This window comes from Nocardiopsis kunsanensis DSM 44524 (assembly GCF_000340965.1).
Lineage (GTDB): Bacteria > Actinomycetota > Actinomycetes > Streptosporangiales > Streptosporangiaceae > Nocardiopsis > Nocardiopsis kunsanensis.
Genome location: NZ_ANAY01000019.1, coordinates 110,802 through 132,223 on the forward strand (window position 1 = coordinate 110,802; position 21,422 = coordinate 132,223).

General features: G+C 69.0%; 23 protein-coding genes. 11 read left to right on the plus strand and 12 right to left on the minus strand.

Translation table 11 applies throughout. The features are described from left to right. Positions 1-89: 89 nt before the first annotated feature. On the plus strand, positions 90-1,028 hold the full coding sequence (locus tag D456_RS0114095; protein ID WP_017576831.1) for a C40 family peptidase: 939 nt from the start codon (positions 90-92) through the stop codon (positions 1,026-1,028). A 31-nt stretch (positions 1,029-1,059) separates the two neighbouring features. Here the strand turns inward: D456_RS0114095 and D456_RS24190 are convergent, their stop codons facing one another. Continuing rightward, on the minus strand, positions 1,060-1,542 hold the full coding sequence (locus tag D456_RS24190; RefSeq protein WP_017576832.1) for a DUF418 domain-containing protein: 483 nt from the start codon (positions 1,540-1,542) through the stop codon (positions 1,060-1,062). Positions 1,543-1,842: 300 nt separating this feature from the next. On the opposite strand from D456_RS24190, the gene D456_RS0114105 reads away from it, so the two are divergent. Then, positions 1,843-2,859, plus strand: coding sequence for a C40 family peptidase (locus D456_RS0114105; protein ID WP_026115875.1), 1,017 nt, complete (start codon positions 1,843-1,845; stop codon positions 2,857-2,859). A 65-nt stretch (positions 2,860-2,924) separates the two neighbouring features. After that, entirely contained in the window at positions 2,925-4,049 is a 1,125-nt protein-coding gene (locus D456_RS0114110; RefSeq protein ID WP_017576834.1) for a glycosyltransferase family 4 protein, read from the plus strand. A 173-nt stretch (positions 4,050-4,222) separates the two neighbouring features. On the opposite strand, the gene D456_RS0114115 is transcribed toward D456_RS0114110, so the two are convergent. From D456_RS0114115 to ctaC, 3 genes are read right to left on the minus strand one after another with little or no spacing between them, the layout of a single operon-like run. Further along, positions 4,223-4,648 carry a cytochrome c oxidase subunit 4 gene (locus tag D456_RS0114115; protein WP_017576835.1) on the minus strand — a complete coding sequence of 142 codons (426 nt, stop codon included), beginning with the start codon at positions 4,646-4,648 and terminating at the stop codon, positions 4,223-4,225. A gap of 9 nt (positions 4,649-4,657) precedes the next feature. Then, positions 4,658-6,337 carry an aa3-type cytochrome oxidase subunit I gene (gene ctaD, locus D456_RS0114120; RefSeq protein ID WP_017576836.1) on the minus strand — a complete coding sequence of 560 codons (1,680 nt, stop codon included), beginning with the start codon at positions 6,335-6,337 and terminating at the stop codon, positions 4,658-4,660. After that, positions 6,338-7,222 (minus strand): aa3-type cytochrome oxidase subunit II, encoded by an 885-nt coding sequence (gene ctaC, locus D456_RS0114125; protein WP_449289280.1) that lies wholly within the window; start codon positions 7,220-7,222, stop codon positions 6,338-6,340. Positions 7,223-7,631: 409 nt separating this feature from the next. Between ctaC and D456_RS0114130 the strand changes: the two genes are divergently transcribed. Further along, positions 7,632-7,880: a sulfurtransferase TusA family protein gene (locus tag D456_RS0114130; RefSeq protein ID WP_017609744.1), complete on the plus strand. Its 249-nt coding sequence runs from the start codon at positions 7,632-7,634 to the stop codon at positions 7,878-7,880. A gap of 211 nt (positions 7,881-8,091) precedes the next feature. Here D456_RS0114130 and rpsD read toward each other — a convergent pair whose 3' ends face one another. The 7 genes from rpsD to D456_RS0114165 all read right to left on the minus strand — a co-directional run bounded on the left by rpsD (position 8,092) and on the right by D456_RS0114165 (position 13,667). Continuing rightward, the gene (gene rpsD, locus D456_RS0114135; protein ID WP_017576839.1) at positions 8,092-8,703 is read right to left on the minus strand and encodes a 30S ribosomal protein S4; all 612 of its coding nucleotides are present in this window, start codon (positions 8,701-8,703) and stop codon (positions 8,092-8,094) included. Between the two features lie 330 nt (positions 8,704-9,033). Continuing rightward, on the minus strand, positions 9,034-10,005 hold the full coding sequence (locus D456_RS0114140; protein ID WP_017576840.1) for a carbohydrate kinase family protein: 972 nt from the start codon (positions 10,003-10,005) through the stop codon (positions 9,034-9,036). A gap of 223 nt (positions 10,006-10,228) precedes the next feature. Then, complete coding sequence (locus D456_RS0114145) at positions 10,229-10,576, minus strand: HesB/IscA family protein (protein ID WP_017576841.1); 348 nt, start codon at positions 10,574-10,576, stop codon at positions 10,229-10,231. Between the two features lie 285 nt (positions 10,577-10,861). Continuing rightward, on the minus strand, positions 10,862-11,455 hold the full coding sequence (gene pspAB, locus D456_RS0114150) for a PspA-associated protein PspAB (protein WP_017576842.1): 594 nt from the start codon (positions 11,453-11,455) through the stop codon (positions 10,862-10,864). A gap of 33 nt (positions 11,456-11,488) precedes the next feature. Beyond that, positions 11,489-12,415 carry a zinc metalloprotease HtpX gene (htpX, locus tag D456_RS0114155; RefSeq protein ID WP_017576843.1) on the minus strand — a complete coding sequence of 309 codons (927 nt, stop codon included), beginning with the start codon at positions 12,413-12,415 and terminating at the stop codon, positions 11,489-11,491. 215 nt (positions 12,416-12,630) lie between these two features. Next, positions 12,631-12,909: a PspA-associated protein PspAA gene (pspAA, locus tag D456_RS0114160; RefSeq protein WP_017576844.1), complete on the minus strand. Its 279-nt coding sequence runs from the start codon at positions 12,907-12,909 to the stop codon at positions 12,631-12,633. Next, a complete protein-coding gene (locus D456_RS0114165; protein ID WP_083904585.1) occupies positions 12,906-13,667 on the minus strand; it encodes a PspA/IM30 family protein in 762 nt (253 codons plus the stop codon). Before D456_RS0114165 ends, pspAA begins: the two co-directional genes overlap by 4 nt. A gap of 117 nt (positions 13,668-13,784) precedes the next feature. Between D456_RS0114165 and D456_RS24195 the strand changes: the two genes are divergently transcribed. Together D456_RS24195 and D456_RS0114175 are read left to right on the plus strand one after the other, a co-directional pair. Next, entirely contained in the window at positions 13,785-14,429 is a 645-nt protein-coding gene (locus D456_RS24195; RefSeq protein WP_193373837.1) for a DUF3043 domain-containing protein, read from the plus strand. Between the two features lie 141 nt (positions 14,430-14,570). Beyond that, positions 14,571-15,575 (plus strand): aldo/keto reductase family protein, encoded by a 1,005-nt coding sequence (locus D456_RS0114175; RefSeq protein ID WP_026115877.1) that lies wholly within the window; start codon positions 14,571-14,573, stop codon positions 15,573-15,575. A 109-nt stretch (positions 15,576-15,684) separates the two neighbouring features. On the opposite strand, the gene D456_RS0114180 is transcribed toward D456_RS0114175, so the two are convergent. Next, positions 15,685-15,888 (minus strand): hypothetical protein, encoded by a 204-nt coding sequence (locus D456_RS0114180; protein ID WP_026115878.1) that lies wholly within the window; start codon positions 15,886-15,888, stop codon positions 15,685-15,687. A 205-nt stretch (positions 15,889-16,093) separates the two neighbouring features. Between D456_RS0114180 and D456_RS0114185 the strand changes: the two genes are divergently transcribed. From D456_RS0114185 to D456_RS27920, 5 genes are all read left to right on the plus strand, one after another. Further along, entirely contained in the window at positions 16,094-17,083 is a 990-nt protein-coding gene (locus D456_RS0114185; protein WP_017576849.1) for a bifunctional adenosylcobinamide kinase/adenosylcobinamide-phosphate guanylyltransferase, read from the plus strand. Next, the gene (locus D456_RS0114190) at positions 17,080-17,886 is read left to right on the plus strand and encodes an adenosylcobinamide-GDP ribazoletransferase (RefSeq protein WP_017576850.1); all 807 of its coding nucleotides are present in this window, start codon (positions 17,080-17,082) and stop codon (positions 17,884-17,886) included. Before D456_RS0114185 ends, D456_RS0114190 begins: the two co-directional genes overlap by 4 nt. Positions 17,887-18,202: 316 nt before the next feature. Further along, positions 18,203-19,723 (plus strand): leucyl aminopeptidase, encoded by a 1,521-nt coding sequence (locus D456_RS0114195; RefSeq protein ID WP_083904586.1) that lies wholly within the window; start codon positions 18,203-18,205, stop codon positions 19,721-19,723. Between the two features lie 132 nt (positions 19,724-19,855). After that, the gene (gene lpdA, locus D456_RS0114200) at positions 19,856-21,232 is read left to right on the plus strand and encodes a dihydrolipoyl dehydrogenase (protein WP_017576852.1); all 1,377 of its coding nucleotides are present in this window, start codon (positions 19,856-19,858) and stop codon (positions 21,230-21,232) included. A 104-nt stretch (positions 21,233-21,336) separates the two neighbouring features. Further along, positions 21,337-21,422: biotin/lipoyl-containing protein (locus tag D456_RS27920; protein ID WP_338036326.1), on the plus strand; the 86-nt coding region annotated here is incomplete at its 3' end.

The following is a 21,422-nucleotide window of genomic DNA, read 5'->3' on the forward strand; positions in this document are numbered from 1 at the left end:
GGACTCATCAACCCCAAGGAGCGTGGACCGCCATGAAGAACCCCGGTGGTCGGCGTCAGTCGCGCCGAATCGCATCGACAGGCATCGGAATGGTGGCCGCCGGCGCCATCCTCGTCCCCGGGTCCGCGTACGCGGACCCCACCCAGGACGAGGTCGAGGACCGTATCGAAGAGCTCAACCAGGAGGCCTCCACCCTCGTCGAGGAGTACAACCAGGCCCAGGAGGACCACGAGGCCGCCGAGGCCCAGTACGAGGAGATCGAGAGCCAGGTCGGCGACGAACAGGAGCGCTACGACGAGCTGCAGGAGCAGGTCCAGCAGTTCGCCAACGCGACCTACCAGTCGGGGGACCTGGACTCCGCGACCAACGTGCTGACCTCCGAGGGCCCCGAGGCCCTGCTCGAGCAGAACGCGGACCTCAACTACCTGTCCGAGAACCAGATCCAGGAGCTCGACGACTTCAGTGACTCGGCCGAGCGGCTGTTCTCGCTCAAGGACGAGTCCGAGCAGGCCCTCCAGGACGCCGAGGACCAGCTCGAGGAGGCCGAGGAGGCCAAGGAGGAGGTCGAGAGCAAGATCGAGGAGCAGCAGGAGCTGCTCGCCGAGTTCCCCGGCTCCGACCCCTCCTCCGAGGGCGCCGACGACTCCGGCGGGTCGTACACGGGGGGTGCCGGCGGCAACGCGGGATCGGCCCTGGACTTCGCCTACGCGCAGGTCGGCCTGCCCTACGTGTACGGCGGCACGGGACCCAACGGCTACGACTGCTCCGGCTTGGTGCAGGCCTCCTGGCGTTCGGCCGGCGTGGACCTGCCCCGCACCACCTACGCACAGGCCGAGGTCGGACAGCGCATCACCGACATGGGCGCGCTGCAGCCCGGCGACATCATGTTCTTCTCCGGCATGGGCCACAACGGCCTCTACGCCGGTGACAACCAGATGGTGCACGCCCCCCGCACGGGCCGCAACATCGAGGTCGTAGGGCTGGCCGCCTACTGGGGCGGGCAGTTCGAGTTCGCGGTGCGCCTGTAAGTACCGCGGGACGGCTGTCCCGCGTCCGGTCTCAGCGGGCGCGGGACAGTACCCGTTCCTGGAGGGCCTCCAGCGGTCCCTGGCGGAAACGGCGCAGCCGGAGAACGGAGCCGGCGGTCAGGAGCAGGAAGTTCTCCAGGTGGAAGAGGACCTGGTCCGTGTAGGAACCGTTCGTGTACAGCTCCGGCACCTCGTCCGGCCCCTCGGACGCGGGCAGCAGGACCGGGAACACGGTGAATGCGGACATCAGGGTCAGGTGCAGGCCCAACGCGCCCCACAGGAACCATGCCCGCAGACGTTCGGAGCGGCCCAGGAGCCAGGCCACCGGCAGCTCGACGGGCGCGTACCCGATGAGCACGTCGAAGGCGAAGCCCAGGGTGAAGTGCACCGTGCCCTCGACGAAGAGGAAGAGCGCCCGCCACTTGTAGGGTCCCGGCCACCGCTGCCCGTGGTTGCGGGTTTTTATGGCCGCCACGGAGTGGCCGGACCCGGCCCCGCGCTCCCGTCGTGGCATGCTGCCTACGCTTTCCGGGCTTGTCACTAGATTTCGGACACTCATGCCCGTCCACAAGGACGTCACGAAACGGTTGAGTGGCGGCTGAAGGATGCACTAGTCTTCGACGCCGAGCGTGGTCGTTCCTCTTCGCCGCCGGCCCGGCGGCGACGGCCCCGCCCGGGCGGAGCCCACACCCCCCAGCACCCGTGCCTCCGGACACGCCCCACCGTGTCGGCCCGGTGCGGTTCCCCCGACTCGCCCGGTGCAGTCCCCCGCGCCTGCTTTCCCTGCTGCGCGGGGAGAGAAAGGTATCCCGACGTGTCTGCTTCCCACAGCGGCCGAAACCGCCGCACCGCGGTGATCGCATCCCTCACCGCCGGAGCCTTCCTGCTCCCCCACGGCGTCGCCCACGCCGAGCCGACCGCCGAAGACGTGCGCGAGGAGATCGAAGGGCTCCAGGAGGAGTTCTCCTCACTCAACGCGGAGTACAACGACGCACAGGAGACCCACGAGGCCGCCGAGGAGCGCCTGGAGGAGGTCCGGAGCGACATCGAGTCCGCCGAGGAGCAGGTCGAGGACCTCGCATCGGGAGTGCGCCGGCTGGCGAACCTGTCCTACTCCGGGGTGGACTACACCTCCCCCACCCAGCTCATCGGCTCCGACGGGCCCGAGACCGCCATGAACCACCAGGCGGACCTGGCCTATCTGGCCTCCCAGAACGACGAGACCCTGGAGCACTACACCGAGGAGCTCGAGCACCTGGAAGCCCTGGAGTCCGAGGCCTCCGACACCGAGGAGGAAGCCGCCTCGGCTCTCGAGGACGCGGAGGAGGCCACCGAATCGGCCGAGGAGTCCATCGCCGAGCAGGAAGCGCTCCTGGAGGAACTCACCGAGGAGGAACGGGCCGAGGCCACCGAGACCGTCGGGGACGGCGGCAGCGGTGGCGGCGGCGGGGGCGACTACAACGGGCCCGCCTCCGGCAACGCGCGCACCGCCCTGGACTTCGCCTACGCACAGATCGGCAAACCCTACGTCTGGGGCGGCACCGGCCCGAACGGCTACGACTGCTCCGGCCTGACCCAGGCCGCCTGGAGCGCCGCCGGGGTCTCCCTGCCCCGCACCACCTACGACCAGATCAACGCCGGGACCCGGGTCTCCTGGGAGAACAAGCAGGCCGGTGACCTGCTCTTCTTCTACGGAGCCCAGCCCAGCCACGTGGGTATGTACGCGGGCAACGGCGAGATGGTGCACGCCTCCACCTCCGGCACCCCGATCGGGACCGTGACCCTCAACGACTACTACCGGCAGGAGTTCGTCGGCGCCGTCCGTCCCTGAGCCACGCACCCGCGGGTGGGGGCGGGGCCCACAACACACGGGCTCCGGCCCCTAGACTCGCTCAGGTGTCGCGAACGCTGATCATCACCAACGACTTCCCGCCCCGAACCGGGGGCATCGAGGCCTTCGTCCACGAACTGGCGCTGCGCCGGCCCCCGGGATCGGTGGTGGTCTACACCTCCGCTCCGGACCCGCGGGACGCGGCACGCGACCCGCATTTCGACCTGCGCCAGCCGTTCCCGATCGTGCGCGACGCCGCCCGGACCCTGCTGCCCACGCCGCGTGTGGCCGCACGGGCGCGGGCCATCGCCCGCATGGAGGACTGCGACTCCGTCCTCTACGGGGCCGCCGCGCCCCTGGGACTGTTGGCCCCGGGCATGCCGGTCCGGCGGCAGGTGGCCCTCACGCACGGGCACGAGGCGTGGTGGGCCTCGGTCCCCGCGGCACGGGAGAGCCTGCGCCGGATCGGTGAAACGGTCGACACCGTCACCTACCTGGGCGACCACACCCGCGAACGGCTCGCGCGCGCCCTGTCGCCCCGGGCCGTGCACCGCATGCGCCACCTGCCTCCGGGTGTGGACACCGACAGGTTCCGCCCCGGCGCGGGCGGCCACGGGATCCGCGAACGCCACGGGCTCGGGTCCCGGCCGGTGGTGGTGTGTGTGTCCCGTCTGGTGCGCCGCAAGGGACAGGACACCCTGATCCGTGCCTGGCCCCGGGTCCTGTCCGACGTCCCCGACGCGGCGCTGCTCGTGGTCGGTGACGGCCCCGAGGCCTCCCGGCTCCGGAACGCGGCCCAGAGGACGGAATCGGTGTACTTCACCGGCCCGGTCGACCCGGCGGAGCTGCCCGCCCACTACGACGCCGGAACCGTGTTCGCCATGCCCTGCCGCTCGCGCCACGCCGGCCTGGAGGTCGAGGGTCTGGGCATCGTCTACCTGGAGGCCTCGGCGACGGGCCTGCCCGTGGTCGCCGGGAACTCCGGAGGTGCCGCCGACGCGGTCCTGGAGGGGGAGACCGGGACCGTCGTGGACGGTTCCCTGCCCGGCCCCACGGCGCGCGCCCTCGTCCGGTTGCTGCGCTCACCGGAAACAGCCGCCCGTATGGGCGCTCGCGGCCGCGAATGGGTTTCACGGGAGTGGACCTGGCAGCGCTCCTCCGAGCGCCTCACAGAGCTCCTGGAGGCCTGAGGGCGCAACATCCGCTCCCGCACCGTCCCTCGCATCCGGCCGCAACAGAAGAACCGCCCCGGCGCCGGAGGGACACGCTGTGCGTGCACCCCTCCGGTCACCGGGGCGGTGACGTGGGGACCGCGCCGCGGACGCTCACCCGCTTGCCGGGGAGCAGACGCACGGCGGAGGTCCTAGTGCTCGAACTCCTTGCGGTAGTACTCGAACACCCAGCCGATCGCGGTCAGGATGATGGCGAGGAATCCGAGGAACACCATCCACCAGCCGATGGCCACACCGATGGCCGTGAAGACCACGGAGGCGGCCACGAACAGCGGCCACCAGCTGTGCGGGCTGAAGAAACCGAACTCGCCGGCGTTCTCCGCGATCTCACCGTCCAGCCGTTCCTCCGCGGGCAAACCGTGGAAGTGTTCGCTGCGCCGGGCCGCCATGAGCAGCCAGAAACCCATCATCCAGCCGAAACCGATACCGATGACCAGAGCCGTGCTACCGGTCCACTCGATGGCGCCGTGGTCCTGGTACGACCAGTACATGTACAGGGCAGCGACCATCCCGAAGAAGGTCGAGATGCCCATGAACAGATAGGCCTGTGTCTTCACTTGACCGCCCTACTTCTTCTCTGCGCCCGCGGCTACGGCACCGGGTGCGGCGGCGTGCGGGTGGTTGAGGTCGAAGGCCGGGCGCTCGGACCGGATCCGCGGCAGCGACGTGAAGTTGTGCCGCGGCGGCGGGCACGAGGTCGCCCACTCCAGGGAGCAGCCGTACCCCCACGGGTCGTCCACCTCGACCATCGGCGCCTTCTTTGCCGTGATGTACATGTTCCAGAAGAAGATGAGCGTCGAGGCGGCCAGCACGAAGGAGGAGATCGAGGAGATCTGGTTCAACGTGGTGAAACCGTCACCGGGCAGGTAGTCGGCGTAACGGCGCGGGAAACCGGCCGCACCCAGCCAGTGCTGGACCAGGAAGGTGCCGTGGAAGCCCAGGAACAGCAGCCAGAAGTGGAACTTGCCCAGCCTCTCGTCGAGCATCTTCCCGGTGAACTTGGGCCACCAGAAGTAGAACCCGGCGAACATTGCGAAGACCACGGTGCCGAAGACCACGTAGTGGAATTGGGCCACCACGAAGTAGGAGTCGGTGACGTGGAAGTCGATCGGCGGGGAGGCCAGCAGGACCCCGGTCAGACCGCCGAAGAGGAAGGTGGCCAGGAACCCCAGGGTGAACAGCATCGGCGTCTCGAAGGTGAGCTGCCCGCGCCACATGGTGCCGGCCCAGTTGAAGAACTTCACCCCGGTCGGTACCGCGATGAGGAAGCTCATGAACGAGAAGAACGGCAACAGCACCGCGCCGGTCGGGAACATGTGGTGCGCCCACACGGTGATCGACAGGCCGGCGATGGCGATGGTGGCCGCCACCAGGGACTTGTAGCCGAAGATCGGCTTGCGGCTGAACACCGGCAGGATCTCGGTGACGATGCCGAAGAACGGCAGCGCGATGATGTAGACCTCGGGGTGTCCGAAGAACCAGAACAGGTGCTGCCACAGGATGGCGCCTCCGTGTTCCGGGTTGAAGACCTGCGTACCGACGATGCGGTCCGCGCCCAGGGCGACCAGGGCACCGGTCAGGACCGGGAACGCGATGAGGACCAGGACACTGGTCAGCAGGGTGTTCCAGGTGAAGATCGACATGCGGAAGGTCGTCATACCGGGCGCGCGCATGCACAGGCCGGTGGTGATGAAGTTGACCGCACCGAGGATCGTGCCCAGGCCGGAGACGATCAGGCCCAGGACCCACAGGTCACCGCCCAGCCCCGGTGAACGCACCGCGTCCGAGAGCGGGGTGTAGGCGAACCACCCGAAGCTGGCGGCGCCGCCCGGGGTGAGGAACCCGCTGATGGCGGTGAGGCTGCCGAACAGGAACAGGTAGTAGCTGAACAGGTTCATCCTCGGGAACGCCACGTCGGGCGAACCGATGTGCAGCGGCATGATCACGTTCGAGAACCCGATGAAGAGCGGGGTCGCGAACATCAGCAGCATGATCGTGCCGTGCATCGTGAAGAACTGGTTGAACTCCTCGTTGGACATGAACTGCATGCCCGGCGAGAACAGTTCCAGGCGCATCAGGACAGCCAGAACACCGCCGAACAGGAAGAACGCGAACGACGTGATCAGGTACATGTACCCGATCGTCTTGTGATCGGTCGACGTCAACCAGTTGACGATGATCGACCCCTTGCGCGTCGGTGCCTGTGCGGCACCGCTCTGGGGTTGAGTTTCCGTCGTCGTGGTCATTTAACTGTCAGTCTCCTCGGCGTCCGCGGCATCGACCGCTTCGAGGTCCTCGGTGTCCTCGTCTGCGGCCTCCTGCTCGCGCTCCTGGGCCCACTGGGCGTAGTCGTCCTCGGAGAGCACCTCGACGTTGAAGAGCATGCGGGTGTGGTCCACACCGCACAGCTCGGCGCACCGGCCGATGTACTCACCCTCGGTGCCGTCGTTGAGGTTGGCCTGGAAGGCATTGTCGTGCCCGGGGATGACGTCCATCTTGAAACCGAAGGTCGGAATCCAGAAGGAGTGGATGACGTCGGGCGAGTGGAGGTCGAAATGGACGGACGAGTTCTCAGGAAGAACGAGTGTCGTCTGCGTCTCGGGGTCGGCGGTGCCGTCCGGGTTCGGGACTCCGACCTCGGAGTGCAGCACCTCGCCGCCGTTCTCCCGCGTGTCGTCCAGGTAGTTGAACTGCCAGGCCCATTGGAAGGCCACGACCTCGACATGGACGTCTGCGGGTTCCTCGGTGTCCATCAGGTACGCCTGGTCGCGTGCCGTGAAGAAGAAGAGAACCGAGATGATGACGATCGGCAGGACTGTGTAGAGCGCCTCGATGGGCATGTTGTACCGCACCTGGGGCGGCAACTGCTCGGAGCGCTTGCGGTGGAAGATGACCGACCAGATGATCAGTCCCCACACGAGGATGCCGACCGCGAAAGCCGTCACCCATGAGCCCTGCCAGAGCGCAAGAACACGCTCGGCCTGCTCGGTGATCGGCTCCGGCATGCCCAAACGAGTGAGATCGTTCGACGCGCAGCCGGTCGCGGCCAGCCCCAGCACGGCGAGCGCAGCGCCGCGTGGTGCCCATCGGCGCAGAGTTGAGCGCCGATTTTTCTGGCGGGTCGGACTCACGGATTGCCTTCCCAGCGGTGAAGCCTGCGGAGGTCTCCACAGGCGGCCTAAGTATCCAAAGCTTTTCAGGGGCAAACATTATCGCGAACCGCCCAGACTGCCGCTCAGGGGCTTACCTGGTCAGCGTGTTGCTGAACAACCCCTGCTCGGCAAGCGGAACAGCTCGCGGAGCCGGGCCCGTTCGCCCGCGGAGACAAGGCTCCCGGCTGGCTACGAGCGCGGCCCGGCGTTGCCCCGGGCCCCTCTCCCGCCGGCCCGGCCACCACCTCGTGAGGGTGGTGGACGCGCCCGCGGAGTGGGACTCCAGAGGAGCGTATCGCTGGGTTTACGACGCTCTTAACCGGGTGTGCCTTATTGCCCGAGGCGGGTCAAGATTGGGACACAGGACGACTACAGCCGGAGGTTTCCCGTGTCGGAGAACCAGCCCCCGACGGCCCTCGTCACGGTGGAGGCGAGAGGCCACAAGTGCCCGATCCCGATCATTTGGCTCGCCCGACGGATCCACGAAGTACCCATCGGTGCGGTCATCGCGGTCACCGCGGACGATCCTGCAGCGAGTCCGGACATACCGGCCTGGTGCAGGATGAAGATGCACGAGTTCGTCGCGGAGGTGCCCGCGTACCCGGGTAGCGCATTTCACATCCGGCGGATGTACTGAGCGCGGCAGGGGCCGTTCCGGGGTGGAACGGAGGCCCGGTTCCGTTGCCATAACGATTCGCGGGTGCCCGGTCCACGCGCTGTCGGAGGACGCCGCGTGTTCCGGCACGTGCACCCAAAGGTCGAGCCGCGCGGACACCGGGTGTCCGCGCGGCTCTGCTCCTCCCGGGGCCGGGCCCGGGGTGGGGCCCCGGCCCCGGGAGGAACGGGGATCAGCGAGCGTAGTACTCGACGACGAGCTGCTCGTCGAAGGGCACCGGGATCTGCTCGCGCTTGGGACGGTCGGTGACCGCCACGCGCAGGTCCTGGTGGCTCACGGCGAGGAAACCGGCGATCTTGTCGTCGGCGTGGACGCCCTCGGCGGCCTCGACGAAGGGCACCATGTTGCGGGACTTCTCCCGAACACCGACGATCTGCCCCGGCTTGACCTGGTACGACGGGATGTCGACCTTCTTGCCGTCCACGGTGATGTGGCCGTGGTTGACGAACTGGCGCGCGGCGTAGACCGAGGCGGCCAGGCCGGCACGCAGGACGACGGTCGCCAGACGCAGCTCCAGGTCGGCGAGCATCTCCTCACCGGTGCGGCCGGAACGCTTCTTGGCGTTGTCGTAGACGCGGGCGAGCTGCTTCTCGGTCAGGTCGTAGTACCAGCGCACCTTCTGCTTCTCGGCCTGACGGACGGCGTAGTCGCTGCTGTTGCGACGGACGCGGCGGCCGTGCTCGCCGGGCGGGTAGGGACGCTTCTCGAAGTAGCTGACCGCCTTACGGGTCAGCGGGGTACCGGCGCGCCGGGACAACCGCACCTTCGGTCCGGTGTAGCGCATGCGTAGTCCTTTCAGAATTCCATGCGGGAGTCCCAGGTAAGGCTGGCCTAGATCTGGGAGATGCGCGGAGGCACCCTCCGGCCGCACAGCGCCGGAGGCGCGTGCGGTCGGGCTCCCCACCGTCGCGCGTGACCCTGCGCGAACGGCGTGGGCTCGGTCTGCCGGCACGCGTTTCAGCGCACCGGGGGCACGGAGGCTCCCCACAGGGTCGGCGGAGCCGAGGTCGTGCGGGCAGCAACCCGGCCCCGAAGGACCGGGTCGTGCGGGTCACAGGTGTCCACTCTAGAGGGTCACGGGCACCGCCCGGACCGCTCCGGAGAGAGTTCCTCGTTACAGGTGGGGGCGGACCTCGTCGGCTGCCTCCGTGCCGTAGGAGGTCTCGATGCGCTCGAGGAGGCGCTTCGGGGTGAGCTCGTACTCCTGCGGGCCGTTGACCTCCAGGCAGTGCACGGCGGTGGCGTTACCGACCTGGGCGGCGCGCTCCAGGGACAGTCCCCAGGAGTGGGCGGCCAGGAAACCGGCACGGAAGGAGTCGCCCACACCGGTGGGGTCGACGGCCTCGCCGACGGAAGCGACGGGCACATGGATGCTGGGCTCGCCCTTGACGTCGATGCGGGCGCCCTTGGAGCCCAGAGTGGTCACGCGGGTGCCCACGCGCTCGAGGATCTCCTCGTCGGACCAACCGGTCTTCTGCTCGGCCAGGGCCTTCTCGTACTCGTTGGTGAACAGGAACGTGGCACCCTCGATGAGGCTGCGCACCTCCGGTCCCTCCATGCGGGCGAGCTGCTGGGAGGGGTCGGCGGCGAAGGGGATCGAGCGGGTGCGGCACTCCTCGCTGTGGCGGACCATGGCGGCCGGGTCGTCAGCGCCCACGAGCACCAGGTCGATGCCGCCCAGGCGGTCGTGGATCGGCTTCAGCTCGATGTTGAGCGCCTCGGCCATGGCACCGGCGTAGAAGGAGGCGATCTGGTTCTGGTCCCGGTCCGTTGTGCACACGAAACGGGCGGTGTGACGCAGTTCGGAGATGTGCACGGCGGAGGTGTCGACGCCGTGCCGCTCGAGCCAGGTCCGGTACTCCTCGAAGTCGGCACCGGCCGCACCCACCAGCACGGGGTTCATACCGAAGTTCCCCAGGCCGAAGCTGATGTTGGCGGCCACACCGCCCCGGCGCACATCGAGTTCGTCGATGAGGAACGACACGGACAACTGCTGGATCTTCTCGGGGATGATCTGCTCGGCGAACCGACCGTCGAAGGACATGAGGTGATCAGTGGCGATGGATCCGGCAACCGCGATACGCACGAGGCGAAAACTCCTAGTTCGGGGACGGGTCGATCGGGGGGCGACCTGTACACCGGGTGGGCACACCGGCCCCCCGTTTGGACTGCTTCAGGGTATCCACCGGCCCCTCGGCACTGATGAGGGGGGTCCGTGACATGACGAAGGGGAGGGCGGACACGCTGGTCCGTCCTCCCCTTCGGGGGTGCTGTCAGCCCGCCGCCCCGGAGGCGACCGGGGCCGTAGCTCAGTTGAAGGAGTCGCCGCAGGCGCAGGAGCCGGTGGCATTGGGGTTGTCGATGGTGAAGCCCTGCTTCTCGATGGAGTCCACGAAGTCGATCGTGGCGCCGATCAGGTACGGGGAGCTCATCCGGTCGGTGACCACTTCGACGCCGCCGAAGTCGGCGACGACGTCGCCGTCGAGCTCACGCTCGTCGAAGTAGAGCTGGTAGCGCAGCCCCGAGCAGCCACCGGGCTGAACTGCGACGCGCAGGCGCAGGTCGTCACGGCCTTCCTGCTCGAGCAGCCCCTTGACCTTGCCGGCCGCCTCATCGGTGAGGATGATGCCCTCGGTGGTCTCGCTCTGAACCGTCATCTGTAAAGCTCCTCATAACAAAGGGTGCGGCCGCCTGGCTGCCCCGGTCGTGGCGGGGCCCACCGGTCTCAGCCGGTCCTGTCCTGTGCAACGGAGTCAACGTCCGGGACCTGCCCGGCATTCCGCTGTACGACCGCCGCGTCGTTCCCGTCCGCCGCTGTGCGGACCGACCGCAACGGGTCGCAGGCGGGAACAATGTGCTCGTGGTTCTCAGGGTAATCTTCCCCGGTCCCCGATGCCATATTCCGGACACCGCCCTGTGGAAGGTCGCGGGGCCGGACCCGTTCAGAGCCCGGGGGCACCGTAGACCGGGAACCAGCGCGAGCGGTCCTTCTCCAGGGGGAGGTCGTTCCCGACGGAGGCCTCCACCTGGAGTTCCAGTGCGTTGTCGCGGCGTTGTCCCCCTGCCGGCGCGAACGGGTAGAAGGTTCCGCGCTTGTACAGGTAGACCAGACCGAGCGAACGCCCCCGGGAGTCGTGGAAACCCACCAGGGAACACAGCAGGGACGGCCCGTAGCCGTTGGCCTCGAGCGTGGAATTGACCGCGTGCAGGTCGGTGACCAGTCCGCTGATGTCGGGGTCGGGGCTCTCGCCCTCGGGCGCGTGGGCGGTACGCACGACGATCCAGGTGTAGCCGTAGTCGTCGGTGACCTGGCGTACGGGCGGCCCCTCCCCCGCGTCGAGAAGGGCGGTGACATCGTTCTCCACGCTCTGGAAGTCGGCCCCTTCGGCCGCGCGGAAGGCCACGGAACCGGTACCGGTCGGGGTGAACCCCGCGGACGCGCGCAGCGTGACGGCCGCGGTGGGAAGACCGAACAGGGCGTCGAGGTCGGGTTCGGCAGGCTTGGACCGCCCGAACAGGGCGCGCCAGAAACTCATGGGTCGGCTCCGGTTCCGGGTCTCGGGGGTGGATCAGTGTCCCTGGCCGAGCTGTCGCGAGATCTCGGCGAGGCGGCTCACCCGCTGCTGGACCGGCGGGTGGGTGGCGATGAGTTGGCTGAAACTGAAGCCCTTCTCCGACAGCGCCGGGGCGAAGAAGAAAGCGTTGAACGGCTCGGCCTGGCGCAGGTCGCGCGTGGGGATGCGGGCCATGTCCCCGGTGATCTTGCTCAGTGCGCTGCTGAGCATGGAGGGGCGACCGGTGAGGTAGGCCGCGGCACGGTCGGCGGCGAGCTCGCGGTAACGCGACAGGGCCCGGGTGAGCAGGAAACTCAACGCCCAGGCCACCGCGCTGACCAGGACCACGAGCAGGGCCACGACCGCGGGCGCGGGGCCGTTGTTGTTGCCGCGTCCGCCGGCCATGCCGCTGAACATGGCGAAACGCAGGCCCGCCTGGGTGAGGAAACCCGCCACGATGCCGAGGAAACCGGCGATGGTCATGACCATGACGTCGCGATGCGCGATGTGGGACAGCTCGTGCGCGATGACGGCCTCCAGCTCCGGGCCCTCCAGGCGCCGGACGAGTCCGGTGGTCACGCAGATCACCGCGCTCTTCTCGCTGTGGCCGGTCGCGAAGGCGTTGGGCACGTCGGTGTCGGCGATCCCCACCCGGGGCTTGGACATGTCGGCCATGGCGCACAACCGGTCGACGACGGCGTGCAGATCGGGCGCCTGCTGGGGCGAGACCTCCTTGGCCCCCATGGCGAACATGGCGATCTTGTCGGAGGAGAAGTAGGAGAAGGCCGCGAAGGCGGCCACGAGGACGAGTACCAGCCAGATGTTGAGCCCGGCGGCGACCAGTCCGACGACGAACAGCACGTAGACGACGAACAGGAGCACCATCGTCAGGACCATCCTGGTGGTGAGACCGCTGTCCGGTCTGAATTTGGACCCTGCCATGTGTGGCCTCCTCCCCGCGGCGGCTCGTCGGAAGTGTAGTTCTCCGAGGTGAGATGCGGGTCAAAGAACACGGACATGTGTCCTGGAGTGGGTGATCCCACAATGCGGCGGCCGCCGGGACACCGTGGTCCCGGCGGCCGCCAGCGCACAGATGGGCCCGGGTCCGCACGGACGGCCTGGGCGGGGTCGCGCCGGACGGCGGACCCCGTGGTCGGTCAGCCCGGGATGAGCCCGTCGTCCTGGAGCATTTCCCGGACCTCCTCCATGCTCGCGTCGGCATGGGGGAGGATGTACTCGGAGGGTTTCAAAGCGTCGGGGGCGAGGGTCTCGCCGTCCTGGCGGACCCGTTCGAGGAGGTCGTGCAGCGCCTTGCGGAAGGTCGCCTCGTCACCGGTCTCGATCGCCTTCTCCAACGCGTCGTCGTAGGAGTTGATCAGATCGAGGTCGGCGTCGGTCAGGTCGAGCTGTCCCTCACCCATGATGCGAACGATCACGAGCCCTCCTTCTGGCCGTTGCCACCCTCGATCTGCGGGGTGGAGCCGCCACCCTGGCCGAGTTCGGCCTTCATCCGGTCCAGTTCCGATTCCACACCGGTGGTGCTGGCCATCCGGTCCAGCTCGGCCTGGATGTCGTCCTTGGAACCACTGGAACTGGTGACGTCGTCGAGGGCACCGGAGGCGAGGAGCTCGTCGACGGCCCCGGCGCGGGCCTGCATGTCGCTGGTCTTGTCCTCGGCACGCTGCACCGCCATACCCACGTCGCCCATCTCCTCGGAGATGCCGGAGAAGGCCTCGCTGATCTGCGTCTGGGCCTGGGCGGCGGTGTAGTTGGCCTTGATGGTCTCCTTGCGGGTGCGGAAGGAGTCCACCTTGGCCTGCAGACGCTGAGCGGCCGTGGTGAGCTTCTGCTCCTCCTGCTGGAGGTTGGAGTGCTGCTCACGCAGGTCGTCGATCTGTCCGGTGAGACCGGAACGGCGGGTCAGGGCCTCGCGGGCGAGGTCCTCCCGTCCCTGCTCGAGGGCGTTGCGGCCCTGGCTCTCCAGCTTTCCGGACTGCTGCTCGAGCTGCTGGATCTGGAGCTCGACCCGCTTGCGGGAGGTTGCGACGTCGGCCACCCCGCGGCGGACCTTCTGCAAGAGTTCGAGCTGCTTCTGGTAGGAGTAGTCGAGTGTTTCCCTGGGGTCCTCGACCGAGTCCATGGCCCTGTTGGCCTTGGACTTGAAAATCATCGAAAGTCGCTGAAACACGCTCATCGGCGTGGCCGTCCCCTTCTCGGTCCGTACATCGGCTGTTCCCAGCGGGCGCTCTGCCCAACCCTACGCGGTCTGGCCCGCGGTCGCCATAAAGCTGTGACCGGCTACCCTGAAGGTGTGTTCCGACGTAGCTCCGCTTCCGCAGACACGGCTTCGGCCGTTGCCGAATCCGTCAGCCCTGAGTCCACTGAGGCCACCCAACCTAAGGGATATACCCCTAAGAAGGGTGTCCCCACCCCAAAGCGCAAAGAATCCCAACAGGACCTGCGCCGACCGCTGAACGCTCCTCAAACACGCAAGGAGGCGTACCGGGCCCATCGGGACCGTCTCGAACGTGAACGAGGGCGCGACGCCCGGCGTTCCGGCGCTCCCAAGGGGCAGGAGAGGTACTACAGACGACAGGACTACGGTGAGGCGCGGGCCTTCGCCCGGAACTACGTCGATTCCCGGCGCAGCATCAGCGAATTCTTCCTGCCGTTCTCGATCGTGGTCATCGCGTTGTTGTTCATCAACAATCCGCTCTTCCAGGTCGGCGTGGCCTACATCATCTGGCCGCTGATGATGGTCTCGCTCGTCTTCGAGGGCATCATGACCGGCCGCACGGTCAAGCGCCGCGCCTCCGAGTACTTCCCCGACGACCCCTCCCTGAAGGGCATCCGCTGGTACGTGGCCATGCGCCAGCTCCAGTTCCGGCGCCTGCGGCTGCCCAAGCCCGAGGTCAAGGTCGGCGACGACCCGACCCCGCGCCGCGCAGCACGCTGAACGATCCGAACCCTCCCAGCAAGTCCGCAGTACACGTGAGACGGGGCCGGTGCACGCACCGGCCCCTCACTCGTTCCCGGGGGGCGGAGGGCGGGTGTCCGTCCCGCCCGAGGCCGAAGCCGGGACGCTAGGGTGCCCCTCATGGAATTTCGGCATCTGGGCAACAGCGGTCTCATGGTCAGCGAGATCGCGTACGGGAACTGGATCACCCACGGGTCGCAGGTCGAGGAGGAGACCGCCAAGAAGTGCGTGCGGGCGGCCCTCGACGCCGGCATCACCACCTTCGACACCGCTGACGTCTACGCGGGCGGACGTGCCGAGGAAGTCCTGGGCCGGGCGCTGAAGGGTGAACGCCGTGACGGCCTGGAGATCTTCTCCAAGGTCTTCAACCCCATGGGCGAGGGCAAGAACGACCGGGGGCTCTCGCGCAAGCACGTCGTGCGCGGGGTGGAGGACTCCCTGCGGCGTATCGGCACGGACTACCTGGACCTCTTCCAGGCCCACCGGTTCGACCACACCACCCCGCTCGAGGAGACGATGCGGGCCTTCGACGACCTGGTCCGCCAGGGCAAGGTCCTCTACATCGGTGTCTCGGAGTGGCGGGCCGAGGAGATCGAACGGGCGCTGAAGATCGCCGACGAGATGGGCTTCGACCGGCTCGTGTCCAACCAGCCGCAGTACAACATGCTCTGGCGGGTCATCGAGGGCGAGGTCGTGCCGCTCAGTGAGCGCGAGGGCCTGGGACAACTCGTGTGGTCGCCGCTGGCCGGCGGTGTGCTGAGCGGCAAGTACCGGCCAGGTGAGGAACTGCCGTCCGGGTCGCGCGCCGCCGACCCCAGGAGCGAGAAGTTCTTGGCGGACAAGGTCTCCGACCAGGTACTGCTGGAGCGGGTCCGGGGACTGGAGCCGCTCGCCGCCGAGGCCGGGCTGAGCATGGCCCAGCTCTCCGTGGCCTGGGTGCTGCAGAACCGCAACGTCTCCACCGCGATCATCGGCGCTTCCCGGCCCGAGCAGGTGGAGAAGAACGTGCAGGCGGCGGGGGTCGAGCTCGACGCCGGGCTCATGGCCCGCATCGACGAGGTGCTCGGCGACAGCATCCAGCGCGACCCGGCCCTGACCAAGAGCCCGGACAACGTCCGCGGTTGAGGCCTGGTGGCCGCATGCGGCCCCGGCACCCCTCGGCGCCGGGGCCGTCCTGCGCCCGGAGGACCGGGGAGGCGGGCCGCGCAGGAGCGGACACCGGACCTCGGGGGAACTACTCGGCCGGCTCCAGCGACATCGCGTAGACCCTGCGGTCCTCCTCCATGAGGGCGACGCGCCCCACACCGCCGTCGGCGAGCTCCTGCCAGTTCTCGCCCAGCCAGCTCTCGGCGTCTCCGCGGGAGGTGAACGACTCCGAGGGCAGGTCCTGCTCCAGCTCGTCGCCGTCGGGCCCGAAGTAGCGCCAGGTCCACGCCATGTTGACCACCCTTCGTCGGGGACACCACGGCCTCGGTCGCCGTGGTCCGTGCCGAGCTTAACCAAAGCGGGCATCGCGATGGGGTTAACTTCGTCGGGTGCGTATCCGTTTTCCGGGGACAGCAGGGCATGCGGGCTGGCCGGCTCCGCAGTGCACCTGCTCCTCCTGCAACAAAGCCCAGGCCGACCGCCGTCTGCCCTTGCGCGTGACCGTGGACGAGCTCTTCCGTGTCCGTGAGGGCGGCGCTGTGGGCCCGGTGCCGTCGAACTACACGGTGGCCTCCACCCCCGAGGGGACCCTGGTCCAAGGGCCGATCGGCGGAAGGCTCCTGTTGGCCCGCTCCACCCCGGGACCGCTGTCCGGGGACCCGTCGGCCGATGCCGGTCCCGACACCTCCAGCTACGCTTCCGCCCCGCCCCAGCAGGTCGACATGGTCATCGTGGACGCCGCGCAGCGGCCCGAGGCCATCGGCGAACTGCGCCGCTCCGGCGTGATCGGCACCACCACCGCCGTGGTCGCGGTCGGCGGCGACCACCGGGTCCGTTCACCCGAGGAATTCGCCCGCCGGGCCCGGTTGTGGGGTGCTCTGGTGCCCAGTGACGGCAGTGACATGCCCTGCCCGCCCTCGGTATGGCCGGAATCGCGTCCGAAGGGCCCGCGCCGCACGCTCGTGACCGGCGGTTCCCGGTCCGGCAAGTCCACCGAGGCGGAGATCCGCCTGCTCGCCGAGCCCAGGGTCGTGTACGCGGCGACGGGTCCGGTTCCTGACGAGGCGCAGGACCCGGAGTGGGCCGCGCGGGTGCGGCAGCACGCGCAACGGCGTCCTTGGTGGTGGCACACCGAGGAGACCTCCGACCTGGCGGCACTGCTCCTGCACACCCGCGGCGCGCTCCTGATCGACTGTCTGGGAACCTGGCTGGCCGGGGCGATGGGCCGCCACGGCCTGTGGGACGAGGAGGCCCCCGAGGGCGCAGAGGAAGCTTTGGAGGCGGAGATCCGCGACATGTTGGAGGCCTGGCGCAGTACCCGGGCCTATGTGGTGGCGGTGACCAACGAGGTCGGTTCCGGTGTGGTCCCCGCGACCCGGTCCGGCCGCCTCTTCCGCGACCACCTGGGGCGGCTCAACCAGTGGGTGGGCGCCGAGTCCGAAGAGGTCGTGCTGGCCGTCGCCGGGCGTGTGGTGGAGCTCCCGTGAGCCCGGCCACGGGACGTCTGGCCGATGTGGTCGACGGTGCACGTATGGCGACGGGCACGTTCACCGCCGTACCGGTACGGGCGGGGCGACTGGACCGGGCCGTGGCCGGCTGGGCCATGGCGTGGGCCCCGTGGTTGGGCGTGTTGCTGGGCCTGGCCGTCGGGCTCGTCGCTGTGTCCGGCTCCTGGCTGGGGTTGGCACCGACCCTGGCGGCCCTGCTGGGCGTGGCTCTGGGCGCGTTGGCCACACGGGCGCTGCATCTGGACGGGTTGGCCGACGTGGCCGACGGGCTGGGCAGCGCACGCCGGGCCGAGGGCGCCCTGGAGGTGATGCGCCGTTCCGACATCGGTCCGTTCGGGGTCGTGGCTCTCATCGTCACGTTGGGGGTCCGGACTCTGGCGCTGGGACAGCTGGTGGCCCTCTCCCCCGCCACGGCGCTGTCGGGGGCGGTGCTGGCCGGTGCGGTCAGCCGGACGGCCGCGACCTGGGCGTGCCTGCCCGTTGTTCCTTCGGCCCGCGAGGAGGGCCTGGGGGCCTTCGTCGCGGGCAGCGTGCGGGGTCCCGGTCTGGCTCTGGCATCGGTCGCGCTCGTCCTGGCGTGGGCAACGGGGTGGTTCCTGACCTGGCCCTGGGTCCTGGGCGGGGTGCTTGCGACGGTGGCGGGCCTCGCGGTCGCCGGGCTCCTGCTGCGGCATTGTGTACGGCGCCTGGGCGGGATCACCGGGGACGTACTGGGGTCGCTGGCGGAGTCGTCCGGGACGACCGCACTGGTGGTGCTGGCCGCGTCCGCCGCATGGGTGTGAACCCCGCGGGCGGCCGTGGCCGGCGGCCGCCGGGTTTCTCCCGGTACGACCCTGTACCCGGGGCCCGTGTCGGCATGATCACATTTTTTCACACGGAGTTTCACCGCTCTTCCACCGGGGCACGGATCCTCGCCCCGAGCGGACCGCCAAACGGCCCCCCACCGGCGGTGAGAGGGGCTCTCACTGGACGCAGGCCCCGTACCCACCAGGGGGGAAGGCCCGGGGCGTGCACTACCTGCGAGCTCCGCGTCAGCGCCTCGGAGGGCACGGGGTGCCGGGTCGCCGCCGGGCACGCGCGGCGACTAGCATCGTTGGCGTGAGCACGACGTTGTCAGTAATTACGGAGTCCCCCAGTACGCTCGACGCCGACGTCATCGTCGTCGGTTACCACTCCGGAGGCGATACTCCGGAGCCCGCGTCGGGCGCTCATGACGTCGACGCCGCCTTCACCGGCGGCCTCGCCCCGACCCTGTCGCTCCTGGGAGCGGGCGGCGCGCCTGAGGAGGTGCACACCATTGCTTCCCTCGGAGCCGTCCCGGCCCCGGTCGTCGTCGCGGTCGGTCTCGGCCCGGCGCCCACCGACGGCCCGGTCGACTCCGATGTCCTTTCCCGTTCCGCGGGCGCCGCGCTGCGCGCCCTGGCCGCCCGCCCCGAGGGCGCCGGCCGTGTCGCGCTGGCCCTGCCCGCACAGACCGCGGAACAGGCCGGTGCCGTTGCCCTGGGCGCCCACCTCGGCCTGTACACCTTCGACCGTTACCGCACCGGCGACCAGGCCCGGCAGAAGGCGGACAAGGCAGCGTCCGCGACGCTGACCCTCGTCTCCTCCGCGTCCGGGGCCGAGGCCGCCGCCGAGCGCGCTGCGGTCCTGGCCGAGGGCGTCAACTACAGCCGCGACCTGGTCAACACCGCCCCGGCCGACCTGGTCCCCGAGGACCTGGCCTCGGCCGCACAGGCGCTCGCCCAGGAGGCCGGCCTCGGGATCGAGGTTCTGGACGAGCAGGCACTCACCGAGGGCGGCTACGGCGGCCTGACCGGTGTGGGCCAGGGTTCGGCCAACCCGCCGCGCCTGGTCCGCCTGGAGCACAGCCACCCGGAGGCCACCAGGACCATCGCCTTCGTCGGCAAGGGCATCACCTTCGACTCCGGCGGCCTGTCCCTGAAGCCCGCGGGCTCGATGGACTGGATGAAGTCCGACATGGCCGGTGCGGCCTCCGTGCTCGCCGCCATGCGCGCCATCGCCACCCTGGGGTTGAAGGTCAACGCGGTCGGCTACCTCGCCGTGGCCGAGAACATGCCCAGCGGCACCGCCCAGCGCCCCTCCGACGTACTGACCATGTACGGCGGCAGGACCGTCGAGGTCCTCAACACCGACGCCGAGGGCCGTCTGGTCATGGCCGACGCCCTGGTGCGCGCCCAGGAGGACGAGCCGGACCTGGTCGTGGACATCGCCACGCTGACCGGCGCCCAGCTCGTCGCTCTCGGTACCCGTGTCTTCGCGGTCATGGGCAACGACGACGAGACGCGCGACGGTATCGTCGCGGCCGCCGACGCAGAGGGCGAGGCCTCCTGGGCCATGCCCCTGCCCGGTGAACTGCGCGCCGGCCTGGACTCGTCGGTCGCCGACATCGCCAATGTCGCCGGCGAGCGCTGGGGCGGCATGCTCTCGGCCGGTGTCTTCCTCAAGGAGTTCATCAACGAGGGGGTCTCCTGGGCCCACCTCGACATCGCAGGCCCGTCGTTCAACCACGGCGGGCCCCACGGGTACACCCCCAAGGGCGGTACGGGCACGGGGACTCGCACCCTGGTCCGCATCGCCGAGGAGTACGCCCGCAAGTGACCGTGTGCAGGGGCGCCCCTGAGCCGGGGCGCCCCTGCTCGCGGCGACCGTGCCGACACACCGCCCTCCGGTGGGCGACGCGGTCCTACCACCACCTGAATCACCAGCCACCACAACAAGGAGTTCGTTCCCGTGAGTGAGAGCGGCGGCACCTTCGACCTCGTCGTCCTTGGCGGCGGCAGCGGCGGCTACGCGGCGGCGCTCCGCGCCGCGGAGCTCGACATGAGCGTCGTCCTGATCGAGAAAGACAAGCTCGGCGGCACCTGCCTGCACCGCGGTTGCATCCCCACCAAGGCCCTCCTGCACTCGGCCGAGGTCGCCGACTCCGCGAAGGACAGCGAGAACTTCGGCGTCAAGGCCACCTTCGAGGGCATCGACATGGGGGCCGTGAACAAGTACAAGGACAAGGTCGTCGACGGCCTGTACAAGGGTCTGTCCGGGCTGGTCAAGGCCCGCAAGATCACCGTCGTCGAGGGTGAGGGCAAGCTCACCGGCAAGGACGAGGTGACCGTCGACGGCAAGGTCTACAAGGGCAAGAACATCCTTCTGGGCACCGGTTCCCAGCCCAAGACCCTGGGCCTGGAGATCGACGGCAAGAAGGTCATGACCAGTGACCAGGCCCTGACGATGGACCGCGTCCCCGAGTCCGCCATCGTCCTGGGCGGCGGCGTCATCGGTGTGGAGTTCGCCAGCGTGTGGCGTTCCTACGGCACCGAGGTCACCGTCGTCGAGGCGCTCAAGAACCTCGTCCCCGTCGAGGAGGAGTCCAGCTCCAAGCTCCTGGAGCGGGCCTTCCGCAAGCGCAAGATCAAGTCGGAACTGGGCAAGCCGTTCGAGTCGGTCAAGACCACCGACTCCGGTGTGGCCGTCACCCTCGAGGGCGGCAAGACCCTGGAGGCAGAGATCCTCCTGGTCGCCATCGGCCGTGCCCCGGTCTCCGAGGGCCTCGGCTACGAGGAACAGGGCATCACGCTCGACCGCGGTTTCGTCCAGGTCGACGAGAACCTGCACACGGGTGTCGGCAACGTGTACGCGGTCGGTGACCTGATCCCCACGCTGCAGCTGGCCCACGTCGGTTTCGCCGAGGGCATCTTCGTGGCCGAGCACATCGCCGGGCAGAACCCGCCGGCCATCGACTACGACGGTGTTCCCCGCGTCACGTACTGTGAACCCGAGGTCGCGTCCGTGGGCCTGACCTCGAAGGTGGCCAAGGAGCGCGGCCACGAAGTCGTGGAGATGAACTACAACCTGGCGGGCAACGGCAAGAGCCAGATCCTGCAGACCCAGGGCGCGGTGAAGGTCATCGCCGAGAAGGACGGTCCGGTCCTGGGCGTCCACATGGTCGGCTCCCGCATGGGCGAGCTGGTCGCCGAGGGGCAGCTCATCTACAACTGGGAGGCACTGCCTTCCGAGGTCGCGCAGCTGATCCACCCGCACCCGAGCCAGTCGGAGGCGTTGGGCGAGGCCCACCTCGCTCTCGCGGGCAAGCCGCTGCACGTCCACGACTGACCGCATCACCGGGGGCGGGTCCCGAGAGGGCCCGCCCCCGCCATATCCGCGCTGCCCATTCGAGTCGTTGGGCAGAGACCGCGTCCAGATCCAACGAGGAACCCATGCCGACTTCCGTTTCCATGCCCGACCTCGGTGAGAGTGTCACCGAGGGCACCGTCACACAGTGGCTGAAGAACGTGGGCGACAC

Bases quoted from the DNA above. Each gene is read 5' to 3' on its own strand.
- D456_RS0114095 (WP_017576831.1), top strand. From the start codon at position 90: ATGGTGGCCGCCGGCGCCATCCTCGTCCCCGGGTCCGCGTACGCGGAC.
- D456_RS24190 (WP_017576832.1), bottom strand. From the start codon at position 1,542: ATGCCACGACGGGAGCGCGGGGCCGGGTCCGGCCACTCCGTGGCGGCC.
- ctaD (WP_017576836.1), bottom strand. From the start codon at position 6,337: ATGACCACGACGACGGAAACTCAACCCCAGAGCGGTGCCGCACAGGCA.
- rpsD (WP_017576839.1), bottom strand. From the start codon at position 8,703: ATGCGCTACACCGGACCGAAGGTGCGGTTGTCCCGGCGCGCCGGTACC.
- D456_RS0114145 (WP_017576841.1), bottom strand. From the start codon at position 10,576: ATGACGGTTCAGAGCGAGACCACCGAGGGCATCATCCTCACCGATGAG.
- pspAB (WP_017576842.1), bottom strand. From the start codon at position 11,455: ATGAGTTTCTGGCGCGCCCTGTTCGGGCGGTCCAAGCCTGCCGAACCC.
- htpX (WP_017576843.1), bottom strand. From the start codon at position 12,415: ATGGCAGGGTCCAAATTCAGACCGGACAGCGGTCTCACCACCAGGATG.
- D456_RS0114165 (WP_083904585.1), bottom strand. From the start codon at position 13,667: ATGAGCGTGTTTCAGCGACTTTCGATGATTTTCAAGTCCAAGGCCAAC.
- D456_RS0114175 (WP_026115877.1), top strand. From the start codon at position 14,571: ATGGAATTTCGGCATCTGGGCAACAGCGGTCTCATGGTCAGCGAGATC.
- D456_RS0114180 (WP_026115878.1), bottom strand. From the start codon at position 15,888: ATGGCGTGGACCTGGCGCTACTTCGGGCCCGACGGCGACGAGCTGGAG.